Below are 16,535 nucleotides of genomic sequence, written 5' to 3'. Positions count from 1 at the left end.
CGTCAGAGCCGCTCCGTGGAGGGACGCGGATGGAGAGACCACGTTCAGCGGAGGGGCGGCTGTTGCCGTCTGGTTCCAACTGTATGGCGGCTGTTTCTGGGTGGGTTTCCGGCGTGTTAAATGATCGTTTCGGTCATCCGCCACCGAGTTTCAGGCGTCCCGCCGCACGCAGGAGTTGCTGCAGAAACAGCCGGCAACAGGAAGCTATTTGGCGGAAATCGCCAGGAACTGGATGGGCAGGTCCAGCAGCTCCAGCGGTCCGTGGGGGCCTTCGCCGTCCAGCAGCAGCGAGTCGCCCGCTTCCATGGCGTATTCGTAGGAGCCGTGGCCGTACACCATCCTGCCGGAGAGCATGTAGATGAACTCGGTGCCCGGGTGCTGGAAGAGGGGAAACACGTCGGAGGCGTCGGTGAGGGTGACCAGCGTGGGTTCGATGGCGTCGGTGCGCCCTTTCAGCGTGCCCAGGACACGGTATTCGTGGCCATGCTGGGTTCCGCTGCGGACGGTGAGGCTTCCCTGGCCGCTCTTGGTGAAGGTGGCGTCCCGGTCCGTGTCCGCGCCGCGGAACAGCGCGGTCACGGGAACCTTCAGCCCGTCCGCCAGCCGCTGCAAAGTGGTGAGCGAGCAGGATGTGGTGGCTGTTTCCACCCGCGAGATCATGGCTTTGGACAGGCCGGTGCGGGCGGCAAGCTCAGCGGACGACAGGCCTGCGGCCGTGCGGTAGTGCCGCACCTGCGCCGCGATGACCTGTTCCAGGCGCCCGGCTACCTCGGCAGATCCGTCGCCGGCGTGCTGGTCTTCTGCGCGGTCCCCGGCCTGTTCGGTCATGTCAGCCATCTTAGGCGGGTGGACGGACGACGGCGGCGCTAGCCGATCGCCCGTGCCTCACCCAGCAGGCCGGAGAGTGAGTCCGCCAGGGCGAGCGCGCCGGCTTCGGCGTCCCAGTCTTCCACCAGTTCGTCCGGTGAATGCGAGACGCCCGTGGGATTCCGGACGAACAGCATGGCGGTGGGCAGGTGCGCGGCCAGCACGCCGGCGTCGTGGCCGGCGCCGGTGTCCAGCACCGGCGCGGAAGGCAGCAGTTCCCGCAGCCGGTCCCGCAGCCCGCCGTCGAAATGCACTGTGGGGCTCAGGGACTCCGTGCCCAGGCTCGCCGTGCAGTTTTCCTCGGCGGCAAGGACCTGGGCGTTGAGCCCGATGGCCTCCACCAGGGCCGCGGTGACCGAGTCCTCCGGGTGCCGGACGTCGATCCACAGGTCCACGCGGGAGGCGATGACGTTGGTGCCGCCGGGAACAGGCTGCAGCCGGCCCACGGTGGCACGGGCGTCACGGTATTTGCGGGCAGTGTCCCGGATGGAAACCATCACCTTGGCCGCGGCGATCATCGGGTCCCGGCGGTCCTTCATCAGCGTGGTGCCGGCGTGGTTCCCCTCCCCCGTGATGCTCAGCTTCCAGCGGCCGTGGCCCAGGATCGACGAGCCGATGGCCACCGGCTGGTTGAGGTCGATCAGCCCCCGCCCCTGCTCGACGTGCAGCTCCACGAACATCCCCAGCTGCTGCAGGGTCTTGTAGTCGGCTCCGATCAGCCGCGGGTCCTGGCCGTTTGCCGCGGCGACATCCGCATACGTGTTGCCGTCCGGGTCTTTGAGGTTGCGCGCCTTGTTGGCGTCCAGTTCCCCGGTGAGGAGCCGTGAGCCCAGGCAGGCCACGCCGAACCGTGACCCCTCCTCTTCCGGGAAGACGGCGATCGCCAGCGGCCGCCGGGGCCGCAAGTTCCGGGCCTTGAGGAGGTCGACGGCGACCAGCGCCGAGGCGACCCCCAGCGGGCCGTCGTACGCCCCGCCGCCGGGGACGGAATCGAGGTGGCTTCCGGTGGCGACGGCGTCTTTCCGCACTCCCGTTGCTGTGTCCCACCAGGCCCAGATAATCCCGTTGGCATCCGTGTGCACGTCCAGCCCGCGCCGGGCCGCCTGCTCAATGAACCAACTGCGGAGGTCCGTCTCGGCGGTGGAGAATACCGGGCGGGAGTAGCCGCCGCGGGAGGCATCCCTGCCGACGGTGGAGATGTCCTGCAGGAGGCCGGTAACAGTGGATGCGCTGGCTGCGGCGGAGGGCAGGGCCTCCGACGCCGGTGCTGTCTGGGAAATGCTCACGGTGTCCGTTCTAGGTGGTGAATGCTGTGGAAGAGGCGCTCCGGAACCGGTCCGGAACATTCCCGCTGCCGGTGGCCAGGTCCGCTGCCCACCGGCCGATCAGGGGTGCGAACTTTGCCCCGTGCCCGGAGCACGGCGAGACGACGGTGAGGTTGTCCACGCGGTCGATGAGGAAGTCCTCGTTTGGAGTGTTGGTGAACAGGCAGGTGGTTTCGGCGTACGGTTCCGGGTCCAGGCCGGGCAGGCAGCGGCGCACGTAGTCCACCACCCGTGCGCGGTTGGCCGGGTCCACCCGGCCCGTCTGGCCTGCCGCGGAAGGAATGAGCCTGCCGCCGTTGTATTCGGCGACTTTCTGGCCCGCGAACCCGGCATCCCGGCCCCCGGGCAGACCGTAGGCCTGGATGTCCGCCGCCTTGTGGATGAACGTCGGCCAGGGGCCCGCACCCGGGGCTGCGCCGCCGTCGTGGTCCCTGTACCGGAAGTGGAACGCCTGCTCCTGCCGGACGGTGATCGCCGGGAGCGCGGCCAGGAAGCCCGCCGGAAGTGACAGGGAGCCCAGCAGCTCCGGCAGCCAGCCGCCCGCGCTGACCACCACGTGGCCCGCGTCGAACGTTTCCCCGGTGGAGGAGAAGAGGCGGTAGCCGGTGCCGTCCCGCTCAATGCTCTCCAGGTGCCAGCCCGTCAGTAGCCGCGCCCCCTTCCTGACGGCGAGGGACACCATGGCGTTGACCGCGGTTTCGGCGTCGATCACGCCGGCGCCGGGGTGCCAGAGGACCTCCGTGTCGAAGGCGATCTGCGGCCACCGCTTCCGGGCGCCCGCGGCGGAGAGGAGTTCGTGGTCAATTCCGACGTCGGCGAGCACCTTGGCGAGCAGGTCCGGTTGCCGCCTGGACCCGTGGTCCACTGCCCCGAAAGGCGCGATCAGCTCCGTGCCGGCATCCAGGGCGAGCCTGTCCCACAGGACTTTCGAGTCCAGCACCGCCTGCGTGTAGAACGGGTCCGGGTAGGCGTAGCGGAAGATCCGGGCGGATCCGTGGGAACTGCCGTCGTGCGCGGCGGGGATGTCGCGTTCCAGCAGGGTGACCTGGTGGCCGCGGGATGCCAGTTGCCAGGCGGTGGCGGCGCCGGCCAGGCCGGCACCCACCACCACATAGTCGGAAGCCTCGGTCATCAGAAGCCCCCTTGGCCTGCCCCCGGGATCCAGCTGGTCCCGGCCAGCGGCACCCGGGCCATGGCGGCCGCCTCGATGGTCAGTGCCACCAGGTCCTCCGGTTCCAGGTTGTGCAGGTGCGACTTTCCGCAGGCCCGGGCGATGGTCTGGGCCTCCATGGTCAGGACGCGCAGGTAGTTGGCCAGGCGCTTGCCGGCAACCACCGGGTCGAGCCGGGAGGACAATTCGGGGTCCTGGGTGGTGATGCCGGCGGGGTCGCGGCCGTCCTGGAAGTCGTCGTAGAAGCCGGCGGCGGAACCCAGCGCGGAGTATTCGGCAGCGTAGCGGGGATCGTTGTCGCCCAGCGCGATCAGCGCCGCGGTGCCGATGGCCACGGCGTCGGCACCCAGGGCCATGGCCTTGGCGACGTCGGCCCCTGTCCGGATTCCGCCGGAGACGATGAGCTGGACCTTGCGGTGGACGCCGAGTTCCTGGAGGGCCTGGACGGCCTGCGGGATGGCGGCCAGGGTGGGGATGCCCACGTTCTCGATGAACACCTGCTGCGTGGCGGCGGTCCCGCCCTGCATCCCGTCCACCACCACCACATCCGCGCCGGACTTCACTGCCAGGGCGGTGTCGTAGTACGGCCGGGAGGCGCCGATCTTGACGTAAATGGGGGTTTTCCAGTCGGTGATCTCGCGGAGTTCGCCTATCTTGATTTCGAGGTCGTCCGGGCCGGTCCAGTCCGGGTGGCGGCTGGCGGAACGCTGGTCGATGCCCACCGGCAGGGTGCGCATCCCGGCGACGCGTTCGGTGATTTTCTGGCCCAGGAGCATGCCCCCGCCACCGGGCTTGGCGCCTTGGCCCAGCACGATCTCGATGGCGTCCGCCTTGCGGAGGTCGTCAGGGTTCATGCCGTACCGGGACGGCAGGTACTGGTACACCAGGTGCCTGGACTGGCCGCGCTCCTCGGGCGTCATGCCGCCGTCGCCCGTGGTTGTGGAGGTTCCCACCTCGGATGCGCCGCGCCCCAGCGCTTCCTTGGCGTTGGCGGAGAGGGCGCCAAAGCTCATGCCGGCGATGGTCACCGGGGTCTGCAGGTGCAGCGGGCGGCTGGCGTACCGGTCGCCGAGGACGACGTCGGTATCGCACTTTTCGCGGTAGCCCTCCAGTGGGTAGCGGGACATGGAGGCGCCGAGGAAGAGCAGGTCGTCGAAGTGCGGGACCTTGCGCTTGGCGCCCCAGCCGCGGATGTCGTACACGCCGGTGGCGGCCGCGCGCTGGATGTCGGCGATGGTGGCGCGGTCGAAGGTGGCGGACTCGCGCAGGCCAAGCTCAGCGATGTCAGGGGCGGGCATGGAGGTGATGGTCATGGGGGCCTCCTAGTAGGCAGTCGAGTTGTCGACGTGGAAGTGGTAGAGGTTCCGGGCTGAGCCGTAGCGCTTGAAGTCGGCCGGGTTGTCGGCACGGCCGGCTGCGGCCAGCAGTTCCGCGAGCTCGGCCAGATGCTCTTCGCGCAGCGGCTTTTCGACGCAGTCCGCGCCGAGGGAGGCCACCGTGCCTTTGACGTAGATCCGTGCCTCGTAGATGGAGTCGCCCAGGGCGTCACCGGCGTCGCCGCAGACCACCAGCCGGCCGGCCTGGGCCATGAAGGCGGACATGTGGCCGATGTTGCCGCCCACCACGATGTCCACGCCTTTCATGGAGATCCCGCAGCGGGCTCCGGCGTTGCCGTCGATGACCACCAGGCCGCCGTGCCCGGTAGCCGCGGCGGACTGGGACGCATCCCCCGTCACATGGACCTTCCCGGACATGATGTTTTCCGCCAGCCCGACGCCGGCATTGCCGTTGATGGCCACGCTCCCCTTTTGGTGCATCCCGGCTGCGTAGTAGCCGGCATGGCCGTCGATGGCCACCGCGATGTCCGCGTCGATGCCAACGGCCAGGCTGTGCTTCCCGCCGGGGTTGGTGACGGTCCAGGACTGGCCGTCTTCGGCGTCGTGGATGGCCTGGTTCAGTTCCCGGACAGAGCTGATGGCCAGGTCAACCACTGCCTGCCCGGCATCGGGGGCGGCCGTCGGGGCGAAAGTTTCGGGGGCCGTCAGAGTGACCATGTGTAGACCTTTCCGGGTTCCGGTTCAAAGATGCGGGCGTTGTCGATGCCGGGCAGCCCGGCCAGGGCACGGTATTCGGAGGCCATGGCCACGTAGTCGTCCGTTTCGGCGATGATGGCCGGCTTGCAGGCGATGGGGTCGCGGACCACGGCCATGCTGTCCGCCGTGGTGACCACCAGCGTGTAGAAGCCGTCCAGGACCTTACCCAGGTTCACCAGGGCTTCCTCGAGGGTGTCGCCCTGCTGCAGGCGGGAGGCTACGTATCGGGCGCCCACCTCGGTGTCATTCTCGGAATCGAACACCACGCCTTCGCGCTTGAGTTCCCGGCGGACGGTGGCGTGGTTGGAGAAGGAGCCGTTGTGCACCAGGCAGAGGTCGTCGGCCACGGAAAAGGGGTGCGAGCCCCCGGCGGTGACGGCTGACTCGGTGGCCATCCGGGTGTGGGACAGGCCCTGGCTGCCGGCCATCGCCTCAAGTCCGTGCTCGGCGGCGATCTCCATGGGATGGCCCACGCTCTTCATCACGGCCACGTGTTCGCCACGGCCAATGATGGTGGCGGCGGGCAGGGTTTCGCCGACGGCCTTCACCAGGAGGTCCGTCCCGACGCCGGCACTCACCAGGGTGGTGTCACCCACCACGCGGACGGCTGCTGCCGCGTCCAGCGGGAGGAGGCCGGCCACGCCGGCGGTGATGGCCGCCGGCGTCATTCCCTGGTCCTTGCCCAGGAGGCTGAGGGTGGAGGTTCCGGGAGAAACCAGGCCCGGGGTGTTGTAGACGGCCAGGCCGGCCGAGTCCGGTCCGCGGTCCACAATCTGGCAGAGCATGGAGGACAGCAGGGCGCCCATTTGGGGGTGCAGCGAGGGATTGCGCAGCTGCAGCGCGGCGATTCCGCACATGGAAAGTCCTTTTCTTGGATGTGTGGGTTGCTAAATCGAGGTCAGGTACGTGCGGATTTCCCAGTCGCTGACCTGGTTGTGCCAGCTGAGGAATTCCTCTTCCTTGGCGTCCGCGTAGTAGCCGCCGACGGCAGGATCCCCGCTGAGACTGGCCAGGATCACGGGGTCCTTCCGCAGTGCTTCCACGGCGTGGAGCAGCGTAGCCGGAAGGAGATGCGCGTCGGGTTTGGACTCTCCCGGCCCGGACGGCCGGCCCGGATCCAGGGACTTCTCCACGCCGTCCAGCCCGGCGGCAAGGGCGGTGGCGATGGCCAGGTACGGGTTGGCGGAGCCGTCGCCGGAGCGGAGTTCGATCCGTTTGTTGTCCGGCACCCGGATCATGTGGGTGCGGTCGTTCCCGCCGAAGGATGCCTTCCGCGGCGACCAGGTGGCACCCGAGGAGCTGGTGGTGGCGCCGGTCCGCTTGTAGGAGTTCACGGTGGGGGCGAGGAAGGCCTGCAGCGCAGGAGCATGTTCCAGGATCCCGGCGATGAACGAACAAGCCAGGCCGGAAAGCCCGAGGCCGCGGCCGCCGTCGTCCGTTCCCTCACTGGGGAACAGCGGATCGGAACCTGCCCACAGCGAAAAGTGGAAGTGCAGGCCGGTGCCGGTGCGGTCGGTGAACGGCTTGGGCATGAAGGTGGCGGTCATGCCGCGCTGCCCGGCCAGGATATTCAGGATGTAGCGGAGGGACACCACGCGGTCCGCCGTGGTCAGCGCGTCCGTGAAGTTGAAGTTCTGCTCGAACTGGCCGGCGGCGTCCTCGTGATCGTTCGCATAGTTGCCCCAGCCCAGGGAGTTCATCGCCTCCGAAATGGAGGTGAGGTGGTCGTACATCCGGGTGACGCCGCGGGCGTCGTAGCAGGGGCGGGGCGAATCGTCCCTGTCGTCGGCGGTACTCAGCGTCCCGTCGTCGTTTTTCTTCACCAGGAAGTACTCCACCTCGGCGCCCACCTTGGCCTGCATGCCTTTCTCCGCCAGGCCGGCCAACGTGTTCTTCAGAATGACGCGCGGGGCGTAGGGCCAGGGCTTCCCGCCCACATGCGGGTCGCAGTGGATGATGGCCAGGCCTTCCTTGATGAAGGGGACCGGGGTGAAGGACGCCAGATCGGGAACAGCGATCAGGTCCGGGTCCTGCGGCTTCTGCCCCATTAGGCCCGCGGCATAGCCCGCGAACCCCATGGCGCCGTCCTCGAGTTCAGCCGCGGCCTCCACCGGGACCAGCTTGGCGCAGGGCTTCCCGGTCATGTCCACGAACGTGGCCAGCAGGAAGCGGACGTTGTGGGCACGCGCAATATCGGCCAGGGAGATGGTTGGTTCTTCGGCCGGCGCGGGCGCCTTCAGCCCGCCTTCTGGCATTGGGGTCACAGCAGGGGTTGCGACACTCGTCATCGAAACATTCCTGTCAGGGTTGGCGTTAGCTATCAGTAAACCTTGTTGCACCAGATTAGCCAAGGAGTGATTTCGTGCGTCGGACAGGAAGGTTAAATGCATGTTTCAGCCGACGGGAAGGGATGGGCATGATGGGGCCGCAGCAGCCGGCCCGCCGCATCCGCAACGGCGGCTAAGCTGAAAATCGCAACCACGGGGTGGAGGGCGGCTTCGGCCAGTGGCCGCGGAAGGACGAATCGGAATGGCTCGAGCAACTGTGCAGGACGTCGCCAAAACGGCGGGAGTGTCCGTCGGCACGGTATCGCGCGTGCTGAATGGAAGCCCTGCCGTGAGCGCGTCAAGCAGGGAAAAGGTGGCCGGTGCCATCCGGCAGCTCAACTACCGCCCGCTCGCCTCCGCACGCGACCTGCGCCGCGACCGCACCATGCGCATCCTGGCGCTCTCGAAAAACCTCGAGTCCCCCGTCATCAGCGAAGCGTTCCGTGGCTTCGGTGACGCCGCGGCCTTGTCCGGCTATGTCAGCCTGATCGCCCCGACGTCCGGCGACCTCGAGCGGGAACAGCAGCTCGTGGACATGCTGCGCAACGGGTCCGTGGACGGATTGATCCTGTTTTCCCCCACCATGCCGGACGGCGACATTGAAGCGCTGGCAGAGCAGCTGAGCGTTGTCCAGGTCTGCGAGATCGTCGATTCCGAGGCAGCGTTCGGCGTATCCATTGATGACCGGCAGGCCGCCTACGACATTACGCGGCACCTCATCGGGACAGGCGCCCGGCGGCTTGCCATTATCGGCAACCGGGCTGCCCGCTCCGGCAGGCTGCGCGAACAGGGTTTCCGGGAGGCCCTGTCCGAGGCGGGCCTGGCCGCGGAACAGGGCCTGTTCGCCAACGGTGACTTCGATTTCCACGCCGGCCGCCGCCTCACCAGGAAACTGCTGGCCATGGACCGCCTGCCCGATGCCGTGTTCTGCGGCAGCGACACGGTGGCGGCAGGCTGCGTCCGGGAAATCATCGACGCCGACCTGCGGGTGCCGGACGATGTGGCGGTTGCCGGCTTCGATGATTCCATCCAGGCGGAGATGTGCATCCCGGAGCTCACCACCATCCGGCAACCGGCCTACGACCTGGGCCGCGTGGCCTTCGAAGCACTCCTCGAACGGATGACCGGCCAGGCCCACCGCCGCGGCCGGACATTCCTCCCGCACGAGCTCGTCATCCGGGATTCCACAAAGAACTGACAGGGGTTGACTCCCCGGGGCAGTTCCTGAAAGGATTTTGGAATCGATTCCAAAACCTCTGCGATCCACCCCCAACCATTTTGGAATCGATTCCATGACCCCACCCCAACGCCGCCCGGAAAAGGAAAGAACCTCGTGAACAACCAGCAAACCCCCGTCCAGCAGCCACCAGCGCCAGGAGGAAACCCGGAACTGCGCGTGGGCGTGGTGGGCATTGGCTGGGCCGGCCAGCAGCACCTCAAGGCCTATTCCGAGCTGGACGGTGTCCGCATCGTGTCGCTGGCCGGGATGGAGCAGGAGCTCCGTGACTCCCTGCAGGCCGAATACGCCATCCCCAACGGTTTCGCCGGATGGGAAGAGATGCTGGACCACGGCGGCCTGGACGCCATCAGTGTGGCAGTGCCCACCTTCCTCCACGCACCCATCGCCATCGCCGCCCTGGAGCGGGGAATCCACGTGCTGAGCGAAAAGCCCATCGCGCGCAACGCCGTCGAGGGCCAGGCCATGGTGGACGCCTCCCGCAAGGCAGGCCGTGTCCTGGACGTCGCCTTCAACCACCGCCGGCGCGGCGACATCCAGGCGTTGAAGGAAGTGATCGACGACGGCGGGCTGGGCCGGCCCTACTACGCCAAGGCTTCCTGGCTGCGCCGCTCCGGCATCCCGACGCTGGGAAGCTGGTTCACCAACCCCGAACTTGCCGGCGGCGGACCGCTGGCGGACATCGGCGTGCACGCGCTGGATTACGCCCTCCACCTCCTGGGCGAACCGAAGGTGCTGGCTGTCTCCGCCGCCACCCACTCGGAGCTTGGCCCGCAGGGCAGGGGCGGCGGCAGCCGGTATACGGCCCAGGCCACCAGCCACGCGTTCGAGGTGGAAGACTTCGCGTCAGCGTTCCTCCGGCTTGAGGGCGGCGGCACACTGCTGATCGAGGCGGGCTGGGCCACCTACCGGGAACAGGACGACCTGCTCGATTTCACGGTTTACGGCACCGACGGCGGCGCGGAGCTCAAGGTACACGGCGCACCCTTCCCGCCGGTCGGCCAGCTCCGGGTGTTTACCGACAAGGACGGCGAATCCGCAGACTACGTGCCAACTGTGCTCCCGGGCCGCGCGCATGACGCAGTGGTGGAAGACTTCGTTACGGCAGTGCGCGGCGGCGACGCCGTTTGGGCCGGGCATGACGGCTCCCTCGCGCTCTACCGTGCACAGATCATTGACGCGTGCTACCAGTCCGCGCTGGAGCAGAGGGAGGTTCGTCTCTAATGAACGGCAAACTGAGGATCCGGGTGTGGAACGAGGGCGTCCACGAGGCCATCAACGAGCCGTCGCACATCGGGGGGATCTATCCTGACGGCATCCACGGTGCCATTGCGGCAGGACTTCGTTCCTACTTCCCGGACGCTGACATCACGACGGCGGTCCTGGCCACCGACGACCAGCACGGCCTTGACGAGGAGGTGCTTGCGGAGACGGACGTCCTGCTCTGGTGGGGCCATATGGCCCACGCCGAGGTGGGCGACGCCGTCGTCGAACGCGTCCACCGGCACGTGCTTGGCGGCATGGGACTGATTGTGCTCCATTCGGGGCACTTCGCGAAGATCTTCACCAAACTCCTGGGCACCAGCTGCTCCCTCGCCTGGCGCAACGACGGCGGGCGCGAACTGGTCTGGACCGTCAAGCCGTCCCATCCCATCGCCGAAGGCGTGGACAGTCCCATCGTCATCCCCGAACAGGAGATGTACGGCGAGCTGTTCGACATCCCGGATCCGGACGACCTGATCTTCATCAGTTCCTTCGCGGGCGGCGAGGTGTTCCGCTCCGGCGTTACGTTCACCCGGGGCAAGGGCCGCATCTTCTACTTCAGCCCCGGCGACCAGGAGTACCCGGTGTACCACCACCCGCAGATCCAGCGGGTCCTGGCCAACGGCGTGAAGTGGGCCGCCCAGCCGGAGCTGGCCCGTTCAGCCCCGGCGGTGACCAACCCTGCCCGGGAGTGGTTCCAGGAGTAAAAGCGTCATTGACATCGGGTCCGTCCGGGAGCACATTGGGAGCGTCGCACACGGGGCCGGCAGGTTCTGGACGGGCACATCCCGCCCTGCCGGTCCCCTTTCCCGGCGCACACAGCCCCGGACGAACTCAATAACCACTCCTTATGAAGGAGCCAGAAATGCCCGCAGTAACGGTCACGGACCTTGCAACCAAATCTTTCGACGAGCCCGATGAGAAGCGCCGCCCACCCAAGACCCAGGTGGATGTGGTCAGCATTGGCGGCGCCACCCTTGGCCGGTTCACCTTCGAGCCCGGCTGGCGCTGGTCTGAAACCGTGAAGACGGTGGTCAAGACGGACAGCTGCCAGAACAACCATCTGGGCTTCTGCACCGGCGGCACCTTGACGGTGCAGCTCAACGATGGAACGCAGAAGACCATCCACGCCGGTGACGCCTATTCCATCCCGGCCGGGCACGACGCCTGGGTGGAGGGCGGCGAGACGTTCGTTGGGTATGAAGTCATCAGCGCGGCCGAGTACGCCAAGCCCGCCTGATTCTGCGGAAGCACGGCGAACCGGCAGGAAAGGGAGGTCCCCCAGACCTCCCTTTCCTGCCGCCGGGGCCCTACCGTTGAGGGGAACACGACGATCGGAGAGCAATGAAAGTCACCGTCATCGGCGGCAGCGGCCACATCGGTTCGTTCCTGGTCCCCCGGCTGGTCCGCGCAGGCCACGAAGTCACCAACATCAGCCGCGGCACCAGCGCCCCCTACACGGACACGCCCGAATGGCAACAGGTCCACCAGGTCATCGCGGACCGGCAGGAGGAAGACCGGGACGGAACGTTCGCCGAGCGGGTGTCCGCGCTCAAGCCGGATGCCGTGGTGGATCTGGTCTGCTTCACCCTCGAATCTGCGGCGGCGCTGGTGCACCGGTTGCGCGGCGAGGTGGGGCACCTGCTGCACTGCGGCTCCATCTGGCGCTACGGGCAAAGCCTGAAGCTGCCCATCCGGGAAGGTTTGGATTCCGCCGCAGCACCCTTTGGCGACTACGGCATCCAGAAGAACCGGATCGCGTTGATGCTCAAGGAAGAGACCGCCAGCGGAGGCCTGGCAACCACGTCGCTGCACCCCGGCCACATCGTCGGTCCGGGATGGCACCCCGTTGGCCCGCTCGGAAACCTGGATCCGTCCGTCTGGCAGACGCTCTCCGCCGGCCAACCCCTCCGGATCCCCGGCAGCGGCGCGGAACTGATGCACCACGTGCATGCCGACGACGTCGCCCAGGCTTTCGAAAAGGCCATCGCGCAGCGGGAGGCGGCCGCCGGCGAGGACTTCAACATCGTGGCCCCCACAGCCCTGACCGTGCGTGGCTACGCGGACATCGCGGCTGCCTGGTTCGGGCACGCCGCCGTGCTGGAGACGGTGACGTGGGACCGCTTCCGCGAAAACACCTCCCGGGACTACGCCGAGTCCAGCTGGGGCCACCTCTACCGCAGCCACTGCTTCAGCATTGAAAAGGCCGCGTCCGTGCTGGGTTATGCGCCCCGGTATGAGCCGGAGCAGGCCGTCTTCGAATCCATCCAATGGCTGGTGGAGCATGAGCGGCTGCACGTCGCCCGGCCCCTGGGCGTCCCCGCGGGCTGACTCCGGCCGGGCGGCACCCGCTAAACGGGCACCCGCCGGAGCCGTGCCACCAGCGCGGCGGCCAGCAGGGCTGTCGCCAATTCCAGTGCGATGACCAGCAGCAGTTCCGCCGCGCCGTCCGCAGGGGCAACGGACGACGGCGGGGCGCCGGCATGGGCGTGCCCCGCACCGCCGGCGGCCAGCAGCAGGAAGGCGTGCACGGCGGCCATGGCCACTGCAGCGGCGGTGACCTGGTGCAGGGCGCCCACGCGGCTGTGCCGCCAGATGTGGACCGCGCATGGCATGCAGATGGCGGCGAGTGCCAGCATGAGTACACTCAGCCACACCCCATGACGGCCGGCAGCGGCCAGCCACAGGTGTGCCGCGCAGCAGACGGCGGTGACCACGGCCACCAGCCGCGGATGCAGGACCGGGCCCCTGGCACCGGCCCGTCCTGCCGCCGTCGTGCTCCCTGCCGGCGCAAGGAGGTCAGTGGCAGGAGCCACCGCTGCCGCCCTCGGTGTGGCAGGCCGCAGCCTGCATGTTCGGATTGGCCGGGACATCCAGCACCGGGCTGCGGTCGAAGAAGCCCTCGGGACGGAGCTTGAAGCCCACGGTGTCCACGGGCATGATGGGCCAGTCCTCCACGCGGGGGAAGTGGGTGAGGCCAAAGGTGTGCCACACCACGATGTCCTGCCCGTCGATATCGCGGTCCTGCGCCACGTAGGCCGGCAGGCCCGCTCCCCCGGCGTGCTGGTTCACGAAGTCGCCCGTGGGGTAGCGCTCGTCCTCGGCGTAGCGGGTGACCCACAGGTCCTTGGTGGCGAACGCGGCCCGGCGGGCGATGGAGGAGCCGGGATCCGCCAGCAGGGTGGGCTGGTTGTGGGAATGCAGTTTGTAGCCCACGGGTTCGCCCAGCCGGTTCCGGGAGTCCGGGTTGGAGATGATCCAGGTCCGGCCGGTGCGCGCGTCGGCCTCCCGGACACCCTGTGATTCACGGGCCAGGACGGTGCGCCTGCGGGAGAAGGCATTGCCCCGCTCATTGCCGGGTCCCATGGGCTGGCGGACCACATCCTCCTCCTCCACGCGGTTGGTGAACCCGTCGATGGCCATGTCCAGCCGGGCACTGAAGAGGTGCTGATGGAAGGGCGCGCCCAGCCCGGGTGCCAGCTGCGAAATGTTATCCGAGCCGCCCTCGGGGAAGGCGGACGTGAAGACAATGCCGGTGGCCTTGGCCTCGAATTCGATGGTGCCGTCCAGGTAGAGGTACCAGTAGAAGCCGTAGTCGTAGTTGCCGATGGTGGTGAAGAAGGAAATGACCAGGCGCCGGTTGCGGCGGGTGTAGGTGACGCCGCTCCAGAGGTCCGAGTGCTTGGAGAGGATGCTCCAGTCCTCCTCGTGCATGCAGATGCCGTTGCGGATTTCCCGGGGGTTGCCAAAGGCATCGGAGATGACGGGGCTCAGGTAGGTGATATCGCCCAGGCAGTCGCAGCCCAGTTCCAGGGAGTTGGCGTACTGGCCCACCAGGTATTCGCCGGTGTCGAAGTAGTTCTGCCAGGACCGGACCGGTGACGGGTCACCGTACGGGACCACCATCTCGGCGATGGACGCCCGGTTGATGATGGGCCGCTTCCGGCCGCCGTCCTGGAAGGCAAGGTTGTGCAGGACCACGCCTTCGCGGACATCGAACCCCACATCCACGCTCCACTTTTCCCACTCCACGTGGTTGCCGCCCGTCACCGTGAAGCTGGGCCCCTCCGGCTGGGTAATGCTGATGGGTTTCTGGGTGGTCCGCAGCGGCCCGGTCAGTTCCGGGTCCGTGTAGTTGCCGTGCTCGGCCGGGATGGGCATCACGCCGAGGTCGATCACCTGGGTGACCTCCTTGCTGACCACGTCCACATAGGCCACCAGGCCGTCCACGGGGTGCGCCCAGGCGCTGTCCTCCGGGAACTCCTGGACGAATGCCAGCCCGCGCAGGATGCGCCGGCCCTTCTCCCCGGCATATTCGAAGACACCGGCGGACAGCGGAGCCACGCGGACTTTCTCCACGGCGAGACCGCGGTCCGCCAGCGCCTTGAGCCACCGTTCATCGGTGGCCAGCAGGGACTCCACCACTTCGAATTCCTCCTCCAGGACCGGCAGTTCGCCGGTCACCGCGGTGTCGAGTTCGACGGCGGAGGCCACCTTTTGGTGCGTGGCGGAGACAATGACGTCGCGTGGGGCCGCGCCGGAGACGTCGTGGATGAACACACGGAAGCGGCGGTCCGCGGTTTCCGGAGCCGCGCCGCGGGCGGGATCGAGCAGGCCAAGGTAGGCGATCCTGTGCTGCGGGCCCAGGTGGCCTTCCGCCTGCAGGATGGCCCGAACCTGCAGGATTTCGGCGGCGGTTGCCAGGCCAAAGGCGGAGACAGTTTCGGTTGGGGCAAGCGTCATGGGGGTGAACCTTTGTCCGGGCCGTTTCCGGCCACTGGGTTTATTTTCTATAGTTGTAGAGAATAAACGTCCGTAACATGGCTCACAAGAGGCTGGACCAATATTTTTTCGGGGAGTGGCCGCAGTGCCCAAGATTGTTGACCATGACGAGCGGCGCCTGGAACTGGTGGATGCCACCTGGCGGATCATTGCCCGGCAGGGTCTCGAAGGCGCCACCATGCGGGAGATTGCCATGGAGGCAGGATTCGCCAACGGCGCACTGAAACCCTACTTCCCCACCAAGGACACACTGCTGGAGTTCGCATTCAGCCATGTGTTCAACCGCACCAACCAGCGGATTGCAGAGGTCACGCAGGGCAAGTCCGGCCTCGCCGCACTCCGGGCCTTTTGCCTTGAAGTGCTCCCCCTGGATGAGGAGCGCGTCAACGAGGCACGGATTGTTATCCCGTTCTGGCAGAGGGCGGTCAACGATGCCGAAAAAGCCGGGATCCACCAGCGCTCCATGGACGAATGGCTGGCTGCCATCCGGCGCTACCTGGCGGAGGCGAGGGACAGCGGGGACGTGACCGCCGCCGTCGACGACCACGTCCTGGCCGGCCAACTTTTGAACATGCTCCTCGGCGCGCAGATTGAGGCTGCCCTTGCGCCGGAGGGCAGGACGGACTTTGGACACGCCGCCCAGCTTGAGGGCTACCTTGCGCTGCTCGGCAAAAATCCCGCGGGCAAATGAGCGCCATACTCGAAAGTATGCTTACTATTGAGGGGTCAGGTTCTGGTTCACACCGGAGCGAGCACGAACTGTAAGGAGCATCTCCATGGGTTTGGATGACAAGATTGGCAACGCAGCAGAGAAGCTCGGCGGCAAGGGCAAGGAAGCTGCCGGAAACGCCACAGGCGATGAAAGCCTGAAGGCCGAAGGCCAGACAGACCAGGCAAAGTCGGACCTCAAGCAGGCCGGCGAGCACGTCAAGGATGCGTTCAAGAAGGATTAATCGACGCTCGCGTAATGGGTGCAGCTCCAGCAGGAGCTGCACCCATTGTCGTTTTCAGGGGAATTCGGCTCCGGCGCCTTCGGCGGGCGGCCCGTTCCTCATGTCCCGCAGTTCCTGCAGCAGCTTCAACTGTTCGGCATTGATGTTCATGAGCATTTCTATCTGCGCCGCCGCCCTCACGTCCGTCTCATAGTCATGCTGCGCCATCGCCGAGGCAATGGCATCCTGGCGCTTGGCCGCGATCAGCAGGATGGCCCCCTGCAGGCCGGCCAGCATGGACAGGAAAAGGTTCAGGAGGATGTAGGGATAGGGGTCCCACGCACTGGTTGCCAGGACGTAGGAGTTCAGGGCGGCCCACAGCATCATGAAAGCCAAAAAGATGCCCACGAAGGGCCAGCTGCCCATCCCGTTCCGGAGGGTGTCCGCGGCCCTTTCGCCAGGGGTGAGCCCTTCCTTGTGCCGCCGGTGCCAGTTGACTCTGATGTCCGCCATGGACCCAGACTATGTCCCGCCAGCC

Annotated in this window: 17 protein-coding genes; 7 read left to right on the top strand and 10 right to left on the bottom strand. The window is 67.2% G+C overall.

The genetic code is table 11. The features are described 5' to 3' along the window. Window positions 1–204: 204 nt before the first annotated feature. The 7 genes from AC6JAM_RS10645 to glnT are packed head-to-tail and all read right to left on the bottom strand — an operon-like array spanning window position 205 to window position 7,744. Window positions 205–828 (bottom strand): helix-turn-helix domain-containing protein, encoded by a 624-nt coding sequence (locus AC6JAM_RS10645; protein WP_056391819.1) that lies wholly within the window; start codon window positions 826–828, stop codon window positions 205–207. Window positions 829–866: 38 nt separating this feature from the next. After that, window positions 867–2,153: an allantoate amidohydrolase gene (locus AC6JAM_RS10640; RefSeq protein WP_223992849.1), complete on the bottom strand. Its 1,287-nt coding sequence runs from the start codon at window positions 2,151–2,153 to the stop codon at window positions 867–869. A 10-nt stretch (window positions 2,154–2,163) separates the two neighbouring features. After that, complete coding sequence (locus tag AC6JAM_RS10635; protein WP_497934634.1) at window positions 2,164–3,324, bottom strand: FAD-dependent oxidoreductase; 1,161 nt, start codon at window positions 3,322–3,324, stop codon at window positions 2,164–2,166. Further along, window positions 3,324–4,676, bottom strand: coding sequence for an FMN-binding glutamate synthase family protein (locus AC6JAM_RS10630; RefSeq protein WP_223992853.1), 1,353 nt, complete (start codon window positions 4,674–4,676; stop codon window positions 3,324–3,326). The genes AC6JAM_RS10635 and AC6JAM_RS10630 overlap by 1 nt, the downstream gene beginning before the upstream one ends. Before the next feature lie 9 nt (window positions 4,677–4,685). Then, window positions 4,686–5,417, bottom strand: coding sequence for a protein glxC (locus AC6JAM_RS10625; RefSeq protein ID WP_497934633.1), 732 nt, complete (start codon window positions 5,415–5,417; stop codon window positions 4,686–4,688). Then, on the bottom strand, window positions 5,405–6,313 hold the full coding sequence (locus AC6JAM_RS10620; RefSeq protein ID WP_223992856.1) for a class II glutamine amidotransferase domain-containing protein: 909 nt from the start codon (window positions 6,311–6,313) through the stop codon (window positions 5,405–5,407). Before AC6JAM_RS10620 ends, AC6JAM_RS10625 begins: the two co-directional genes overlap by 13 nt. A 30-nt stretch (window positions 6,314–6,343) precedes the next feature. Next, window positions 6,344–7,744 carry a type III glutamate--ammonia ligase gene (glnT, locus tag AC6JAM_RS10615; protein WP_488315508.1) on the bottom strand — a complete coding sequence of 467 codons (1,401 nt, stop codon included), beginning with the start codon at window positions 7,742–7,744 and terminating at the stop codon, window positions 6,344–6,346. Window positions 7,745–7,985: 241 nt separating this feature from the next. On the opposite strand from glnT, the gene AC6JAM_RS10610 reads away from it, so the two are divergent. The 5 genes from AC6JAM_RS10610 to AC6JAM_RS10590 all read left to right on the top strand — a co-directional run bounded on the left by AC6JAM_RS10610 (window position 7,986) and on the right by AC6JAM_RS10590 (window position 12,614). Continuing rightward, on the top strand, window positions 7,986–8,981 hold the full coding sequence (locus AC6JAM_RS10610; protein WP_497934632.1) for a LacI family DNA-binding transcriptional regulator: 996 nt from the start codon (window positions 7,986–7,988) through the stop codon (window positions 8,979–8,981). Window positions 8,982–9,116: 135 nt separating this feature from the next. Beyond that, complete coding sequence (locus tag AC6JAM_RS10605) at window positions 9,117–10,244, top strand: Gfo/Idh/MocA family protein (RefSeq protein ID WP_497934631.1); 1,128 nt, start codon at window positions 9,117–9,119, stop codon at window positions 10,242–10,244. Continuing rightward, on the top strand, window positions 10,244–10,990 hold the full coding sequence (locus AC6JAM_RS10600; RefSeq protein ID WP_497934630.1) for a ThuA domain-containing protein: 747 nt from the start codon (window positions 10,244–10,246) through the stop codon (window positions 10,988–10,990). The genes AC6JAM_RS10605 and AC6JAM_RS10600 overlap by 1 nt, the downstream gene beginning before the upstream one ends. A 158-nt stretch (window positions 10,991–11,148) precedes the next feature. Continuing rightward, window positions 11,149–11,523, top strand: a complete 375-nt coding sequence (locus AC6JAM_RS10595; protein WP_018770049.1) for a cupin domain-containing protein — start codon at window positions 11,149–11,151, stop codon at window positions 11,521–11,523. Between the two features lie 104 nt (window positions 11,524–11,627). Further along, complete coding sequence (locus AC6JAM_RS10590; RefSeq protein ID WP_223992875.1) at window positions 11,628–12,614, top strand: NAD-dependent epimerase/dehydratase family protein; 987 nt, start codon at window positions 11,628–11,630, stop codon at window positions 12,612–12,614. Between the two features lie 20 nt (window positions 12,615–12,634). Here the strand turns inward: AC6JAM_RS10590 and AC6JAM_RS10585 are convergent, their stop codons facing one another. Both AC6JAM_RS10585 and AC6JAM_RS10580 read right to left on the bottom strand, forming a co-directional pair. Then, entirely contained in the window at window positions 12,635–13,099 is a 465-nt protein-coding gene (locus tag AC6JAM_RS10585; RefSeq protein WP_223992876.1) for a hypothetical protein, read from the bottom strand. Next, on the bottom strand, window positions 13,083–15,026 hold the full coding sequence (locus AC6JAM_RS10580; RefSeq protein ID WP_497934629.1) for a primary-amine oxidase: 1,944 nt from the start codon (window positions 15,024–15,026) through the stop codon (window positions 13,083–13,085). The genes AC6JAM_RS10585 and AC6JAM_RS10580 overlap by 17 nt, the downstream gene beginning before the upstream one ends. A 124-nt stretch (window positions 15,027–15,150) precedes the next feature. Here AC6JAM_RS10580 and AC6JAM_RS10575 point away from each other — a divergent pair, with 124 nt between their 5' ends. Next, entirely contained in the window at window positions 15,151–15,756 is a 606-nt protein-coding gene (locus AC6JAM_RS10575; RefSeq protein ID WP_056392088.1) for a TetR/AcrR family transcriptional regulator, read from the top strand. Window positions 15,757–15,841: 85 nt separating this feature from the next. After that, window positions 15,842–16,018: a CsbD family protein gene (locus AC6JAM_RS10570; RefSeq protein ID WP_018770044.1), complete on the top strand. Its 177-nt coding sequence runs from the start codon at window positions 15,842–15,844 to the stop codon at window positions 16,016–16,018. Window positions 16,019–16,072: 54 nt separating this feature from the next. Here AC6JAM_RS10570 and AC6JAM_RS10565 read toward each other — a convergent pair whose 3' ends face one another. Next, complete coding sequence (locus AC6JAM_RS10565; RefSeq protein ID WP_018770043.1) at window positions 16,073–16,510, bottom strand: DUF1003 domain-containing protein; 438 nt, start codon at window positions 16,508–16,510, stop codon at window positions 16,073–16,075. Window positions 16,511–16,535 lie beyond the last annotated feature (25 nt).

This window comes from Arthrobacter sp. GmRoot5-12 (genome assembly GCF_059739365.1).
This window is presented reverse-complemented; position numbering and strand designations above follow the sequence as displayed.

Excerpts from the sequence above, each read along its gene's own strand:
- AC6JAM_RS10610 (WP_497934632.1), top strand. The coding sequence starts at position 7,986 with ATGGCTCGAGCAACTGTGCAGGACGTCGCCAAAACGGCGGGAGTGTCC.
- glnT (WP_488315508.1), bottom strand. The coding sequence starts at position 7,744 with ATGACGAGTGTCGCAACCCCTGCTGTGACCCCAATGCCAGAAGGCGGG.
- AC6JAM_RS10625 (WP_497934633.1), bottom strand. The coding sequence starts at position 5,417 with ATGGTCACTCTGACGGCCCCCGAAACTTTCGCCCCGACGGCCGCCCCC.
- AC6JAM_RS10600 (WP_497934630.1), top strand. The coding sequence starts at position 10,244 with ATGAACGGCAAACTGAGGATCCGGGTGTGGAACGAGGGCGTCCACGAG.
- AC6JAM_RS10590 (WP_223992875.1), top strand. The coding sequence starts at position 11,628 with ATGAAAGTCACCGTCATCGGCGGCAGCGGCCACATCGGTTCGTTCCTG.
- AC6JAM_RS10630 (WP_223992853.1), bottom strand. The coding sequence starts at position 4,676 with ATGACCATCACCTCCATGCCCGCCCCTGACATCGCTGAGCTTGGCCTG.
- AC6JAM_RS10645 (WP_056391819.1), bottom strand. The coding sequence starts at position 828 with ATGACCGAACAGGCCGGGGACCGCGCAGAAGACCAGCACGCCGGCGAC.
- AC6JAM_RS10595 (WP_018770049.1), top strand. The coding sequence starts at position 11,149 with ATGCCCGCAGTAACGGTCACGGACCTTGCAACCAAATCTTTCGACGAG.
- AC6JAM_RS10620 (WP_223992856.1), bottom strand. The coding sequence starts at position 6,313 with ATGTGCGGAATCGCCGCGCTGCAGCTGCGCAATCCCTCGCTGCACCCC.
- AC6JAM_RS10580 (WP_497934629.1), bottom strand. The coding sequence starts at position 15,026 with ATGACGCTTGCCCCAACCGAAACTGTCTCCGCCTTTGGCCTGGCAACC.
- AC6JAM_RS10635 (WP_497934634.1), bottom strand. The coding sequence starts at position 3,324 with ATGACCGAGGCTTCCGACTATGTGGTGGTGGGTGCCGGCCTGGCCGGC.
- AC6JAM_RS10565 (WP_018770043.1), bottom strand. The coding sequence starts at position 16,510 with ATGGCGGACATCAGAGTCAACTGGCACCGGCGGCACAAGGAAGGGCTC.
- AC6JAM_RS10570 (WP_018770044.1), top strand. The coding sequence starts at position 15,842 with ATGGGTTTGGATGACAAGATTGGCAACGCAGCAGAGAAGCTCGGCGGC.